The organism is Streptomyces sp. NPDC055078 (assembly GCF_053607985.1).
The window spans coordinates 1-5513 of the sequence record NZ_JBSGUP010000560.1; the positions used below are offsets into that span (position 1 = coordinate 1).

The following is a 5513-nucleotide window of genomic DNA, read 5'->3' on the forward strand; positions in this document are numbered from 1 at the left end:
ACCGCATCCGGGGCCGGATGGAGGAACTCGCGCACTCCGGCCACCGGTTCCAGGTGTTCACCTACGGCGTGCCCGGCGACGAGGCCGTACGCCTCCTGACAACGTGCCGGCCGTTCGTCAGCGGCCTGGAGATCGTCCTCCCGCCGAGCCTGCTGACCGCACGGTACGCGGAGATCGCCCGGATCAGGCACGCGACAGGGCTCCCCGTGCATCTGTCGGCGGTACGGACATCGGCCAACGACGAACACGGCGGCGACGACTACGCACACCACGTCCGCCACGGATTCACCCCCGGCGACCAGGCCGTTCTCACAGAGCTGGCCGGTACGGCCGGCTTCCGCGACGCCGTCACGGGCCTCGCGTTCACAGTGTCGAGGAGCGAGAACCCCGTACCCACCCTCACCGCCATCGACAACCTGGTGACCGGCCTCGGACTCCACGCCACAGTCCTCGTCAAACTCGCCGCCGACGACCCGGGCTCGTCCGAGCACGATGACCCCTCGACGGCTCGCCGGGTCGCGGAGACACTCGTCGCGGCCTACGAACTGCACGGACTCGACATCAACCTCGACACATTCGGCGACATGGACCGCGGCTACTTCCCACGCAACGGACTCACCGACCGCCGCTCCAATCTGCGCCAGGCAGGACTGGTCGCCAAGCACCTCACAGCCGCACTGCCGAACCGGACAGACCGCGCACCCTCCCTGACCCAGCACCGGTCCGACGAACTGACCTGGACCGACTTCGGAGACGGCGCCGTCGTCATCCCCGAGAAGCCGTGCACGTGGGACACAGTCCGGTCGGCCATGGGCACCACCATCGACCCCCACGCACAGGTGATCGACCTCATCACGGGACGCGTGACAACCCTCAGGGACACACAGAGCACCACCACCACCTGCGACAGCCCAACACTTGTGCTGAAGGTGACCTCATGACCGCGCAGGACGGGGGCGGGAAGCCCGCCATCGCCGAGCGTGAGCCCGCCGCCGACGGGTTCCTCCAGCGGGTGGCCCTCCGCCTGGCCGCCTGGATGGAGCGGTGGTTCCCCGACGCCTTCGTGTTCGCGCTGATCGCCGTCGTCGTCACGGGCATCGGCGCGGCTGCTGTCGGAGCCCCGCCGAAGGCGATCGTCTCCTCCTTCGGCAACGGGTTCTGGGACCTGATCGTCTTCACCATGCAGGTGTCGGTCGTCGCCATCGGTGGCTACACGGTGGCGACGTCGCCACCGGCCGCACGCGCGATCGACCGGCTCTGCCGGATTCCGCGCAACGGCCGCCAGGCCGTGGCGTTCGTCGCGGCCGTGGCCACCCTGCTGTCGCTGCTGAACTGGGCCATCTCGCTGATCTTCAGTGCCCTGCTGGTCCGCGAGCTGGCCCGGAAGCGCGGGGACATGGACTACCGTGCCGCAGGCGCCGCGTCACTCCTCGGAGTCGGTGGCGTCTGGGCCCTCGGCCTGAGTTCGGCCCCCGCCCAGATGCAGGCCAACGCGTCGAGCATGCCTCCGGCGCTGCTGAAGATCTCCGGCGTACTGCCGTTCAGCGAGACCATCTTTCTGCCCCAGTCGCTGCTGCTCGTCGGGGTCCTGGTGGTTGTCACGGTCACGGTGGCCTACTTCTCCGCCCCCAGAGGGGCGAACGCCGTGCGCGCGGCCGATCTCGGAGTCGACCTGGCGGACCGGGAGGAAGAGCCGGAGAAGCGGTCCCGCCCGGGGGACTGGCTCGAATGCTCCCGGCTGCTCCCGGTCGTGATCGTCTGCGCCGGTACGGCGTATCTCGTGATCAAGGTCATGGAGGCGGGCTGGCTGGCGGCGGTCGCGGACCTCAACACGTACAACTTCTTCTTCATCATGCTCGGGCTCGCGCTCCACGGGACGCCACGCAAGTTCATCCGCGCGACGATGAACGCGATCCCCTCCATCGGCGGCGTCGTCATCCAGTTCCCGTTCTACGCGGGTGTCGCCGCGGTCATGACGCAGGCGGCCGCGTCCGACGGGACGACGTTGTCGACGACGATCGCTCACTGGTTCTCCGAGGTGGCCACGGGAAGCGTCTTCGCGCCTGCGGTCGCGATCTACTCGGTCGTGCTCGGGATCTTCCTGCCGTCCGGGGGAGGCAAATGGATCATCGAGTCTCCCTACGTCATGGGAGCGGCGCAGGACGCGGAGGTGCACCTGGGGTGGACCGTGCAGGTCTACAACGCCGCCGAGGCGCTCCCGAACCTGATCAACCCGTTCTGGATGCTGCCGGTCCTCGGCGTCCTGGGTCTCCGTGCCCGCCATGTCATCGGCTTCACCTTCATCCAGTTCCTGGTGCACTTCCCCATCGTCCTGGTCCTCGTGTGGCTTCTCGCGGGCACACTGGACTACGAGCCACCGGTCATGCCATGAAAAGTCAGCACAACGCGACAAGAACGAGGAAGCAATGACACATGACGTGATGACGGTGCGGGGTCCCGTCGCCCCGGAGAAGCTCGGCTCGACGCTGATGCACGAGCATCTTCTCGTCGACACGATGCGCGAGCACCGCGCGGCGGGCCTGCTCAACGACGGGATCCAGGCACTGGCCGAACTCGCCGGATTCCGCGCGGAGGGTGGCCGAACGGTCGTGGACCTGACCAACCGGTCGCTGGGGCAGCGGCCGGCCGACCTGCGGAGGCTGAGCGAGGAGTCCGGCGTGAACATCGTGCTCGGCACGGGGTTCTACCGGCAGGCGTACTTCGACCGCGACTGGATGGACCGGACCAGCACACGCTCGATCGCCGAGCTGTTCGTCCGCGACCTCACATCGGGGATCGACGACACGGAGGTCCGGGCGGGCATCATCGGCGAGATCGGCTGTGAGCGGCATATCTCCGCCCAGGAGGAACGCGTCTTCCGCGCCGCCGCGATCGCCCAGCGCGAGACCGGAGTGACGATCAGCACGCACGCCGCCCACTGGCCGGTCGGACTCGCACAGCTCGACCTGCTTGAGTCCGCCGGCGCCGATCCCCGGCGCGTGATCATCGGCCACTGCGACAGCGTCGGATCCCCTGACTGGACAAGGGTCCAGGACGTGACGGACTACCACTGCGCGATCGCGCGGCGCGGCGCCTACGTCGAGTTCGACCACATCCGCAAGGGCGTCGACCTCGACCGCCGCGTGACGTACGTGCTCGCCATGGTCGAGGCGGGACTGATCGATCACGTACTGCTCTCGCACGACCTGGCGTTCCGTCCCGACCTGTCGTCGCACGGCGGGGCCGGACTGACCCTCATCGCGACGACGATCACCCCCCGGCTGCGGGAGCGAGGGCTCTCGGAGAAGGAGATCGACCGGCTGCTCATCGACAATCCGCGGCGCGCGCTCACCGGGACGGATTGATCGGCTGCCCCATAAATCTCGGCACAGATCGCCGGGCGGCCGTGGCGCGCTGGCATAATGCACGAATGGAACGGCGACAAATCGAATACTTCGTGGCGGTCGTTGATTCCGGGGGTTTCGGTCGGGCCGCCGCCGAATTGCATGTCACGCAGCCGACTCTTTCTCAGGCGATGGCGCAGCTCGAAAGAGAATTGGGCGAGCAGTTGTTCAGGCGGACCTCGAAGGGGGTTGTGCTCACGCCGGCCGGCAAGGCCGCGATCGAGCCGGCACGGCGTGCGCTGCGGGGGATGAGCGCGATCCGGACGGCCGTCATGGACGTGGTCGGGTTGACCGGTGGGACACTGGACATCGCGTCCCTCCCCACGCTGGCACAGTCTCCCGTGAGCCCGCTGGTCGCCGAGTTCCGGAAGCGTCACCCGCTGGTCAAGGTGACGATCCAGAGCCCCTCGCAGCCGAGGGTCCCCGAGATCGCCGAGATGGTGCGGCTCGGAGTGTGCGAACTGGGGTTCACCGAGGGGCTCAACGACGCTCAGGGCATGCTCACGCTCCCCGTGGGGGATCAGGACTTCGTCGCCGTCGTCCCGCCCGGGACGCGGCTGCGGGAACCGGGTGTGGCCACCTGGGACGAGGTTCTTGCCTGCGGCCTCGTCATCGGGCCGTGGTGGGAGTCGTCCAGGCCCGCCGCATACCTCGACCAGCGGTACGGCCGTCGCGAGTGGCGCAGGCATGTGGCGGTGCGAACCGATCATCGAGACGCATACATCCCCCTCCTCGCCGCGGGGGCGGGCGCGGCGTTCCTGCCGCGATTCGTGGGAGAGCTGGCCGGGGCTTCCGGAGCTGTGGTGGCCGACCTGACGCCGGGGATGACGCGGTCCGCCGTGCTCGTCCGCTCCGACGAGACGCTTTCCCCCGCGGCACGGGAGTTCTGGGACATGGTCGGGAATCGGCCGGCCTGAGGGCTGTCCCGTAGCGCCCTGAGGGCTGCCCCGCAAACCCTAAGGGTGGTCCCGCAGCGGCCCTGAGGGCTCCCTGAAGGCTGTCCCGCAGCGGCCCTGAGGGCTGTCCCGCAGCGGCGCGGGTCCCCCTTGAGCCGTCCGGGCCGAGCCCGCATGCCCCGCTCACCTCACCCGCCGGGCCGGCCTGCGGTATCCCGCCGGGTCACGCCCCGTCAGGACAGCCGCCGCGCCCCGCTCGCCGCCCGGGCCGCGAAGATGCCCGGTTCCCGGTACGAAGCCGCCGCGAACGCCTCCCGTACCGCATCGGTCACGGTCCGGGCGCTCGCCGCCTCGGTGAGGACGATCGCCGCGCCGCCGAAGCCGCCGCCCGTCATCCGCGCGCCGAGCGCCCCCGCCGCCAGGGACGCCCCGACGACGAGATCCAGCTCCGGACAGGAGACCCGGAAGTCGTCGCGCAGGGAGGCATGGCCCTCGGTGAGCAGCGGGCCCACCGCGCGGACGTCGCCCGCCGTCAGCCGTTCGGCCACCCGCTCCACCCGGTGGTTCTCCGTCACCACATGCCGGACCAGGGCGCGGGCCCCGGGGTCCGGGAGGCGGTCCAGGGCGTCCGCGAGTCCCTCGTACGGAATGTCCCGCAGCGCCGGGACGCCCAGGGCCGCCGCCGCCGACTCACAGCCCGCGCGGCGCTTTCCGTACTCGCCCGAGCTGTGCGCGTGCTGGACGCGGGTGTCGACCACCAGGAGTTCGAGGCCGTGGGCCGCCGGGTCCAGCGGGATCTGGCGGCGGGTCATCGTCCGGGTGTCCAGCCGCAGGGCGTGGCCCGCGACGCAGCACGCGGACGCGGTCTGGTCCATGATCCCGGTGGGCGCTCCGACATAACCGTTCTCGGCACGCCGGCACAGCAGGGCGAGCCGCCGCCGCTCCAGGCCCAGTCCGTACAGCTCGTCCAGGGCGAGCGCGGTGACGACCTCCAGCGCGGCGGACGAGGACAGTCCGGCTCCCGCCGGGACGGTGGACTCGTACTGGAAGTCCGCGCCGCCCACCGGGTGGCCCGCTTCCCGCAGCGCCCACAGGACGCCGGCGGGGTAGTCGGTCCAGCCGCGCGGGCCGTGGCCGGGGGCGAGATCGGCGACCCGTAGTTCGACCGGGCCGCCGCGCGCGCCTGCCGACCGCAGGCGCAGCACTCCGTCGT

General features: G+C 70.3%; 5 protein-coding genes. 4 read left to right on the top strand and 1 reads right to left on the bottom strand.

Features of this window, described 5'->3' with window-relative positions:
* The 4 genes from ACWF94_RS31955 to ACWF94_RS31970 all read left to right on the top strand — a co-directional run.
* Positions 1-941 (top strand): hypothetical protein (locus ACWF94_RS31955; RefSeq protein ID WP_453496431.1); only part of this gene is annotated, 941 nt, incomplete at its 5' end.
* Positions 938-2392, top strand: a complete 1455-nt coding sequence (locus ACWF94_RS31960) for a short-chain fatty acid transporter (protein WP_453496434.1) — start codon at positions 938-940, stop codon at positions 2390-2392. The genes ACWF94_RS31955 and ACWF94_RS31960, both read left to right, overlap by 4 nt.
* 34 nt (positions 2393-2426) lie before the next feature.
* Positions 2427-3365 carry a phosphotriesterase family protein gene (locus ACWF94_RS31965; RefSeq protein WP_453496437.1) on the top strand — a complete coding sequence of 313 codons (939 nt, stop codon included), beginning with the start codon at positions 2427-2429 and terminating at the stop codon, positions 3363-3365.
* A 65-nt stretch (positions 3366-3430) separates the two neighbouring features.
* Positions 3431-4321, top strand: a complete 891-nt coding sequence (locus ACWF94_RS31970; RefSeq protein WP_453496440.1) for a LysR family transcriptional regulator — start codon at positions 3431-3433, stop codon at positions 4319-4321.
* A gap of 212 nt (positions 4322-4533) precedes the next feature.
* Here ACWF94_RS31970 and ACWF94_RS31975 read toward each other — a convergent pair.
* On the bottom strand, positions 4534-5513 hold a 980-nt coding region (locus ACWF94_RS31975; RefSeq protein ID WP_453496443.1), incomplete at its 5' end, for a galactokinase.

Excerpts from the sequence above, each read along its gene's own strand:
- ACWF94_RS31960 (WP_453496434.1), top strand. The coding sequence starts at position 938 with ATGACCGCGCAGGACGGGGGCGGGAAGCCCGCCATCGCCGAGCGTGAG.
- ACWF94_RS31970 (WP_453496440.1), top strand. The coding sequence starts at position 3,431 with ATGGAACGGCGACAAATCGAATACTTCGTGGCGGTCGTTGATTCCGGG.
- ACWF94_RS31965 (WP_453496437.1), top strand. The coding sequence starts at position 2,427 with ATGACACATGACGTGATGACGGTGCGGGGTCCCGTCGCCCCGGAGAAG.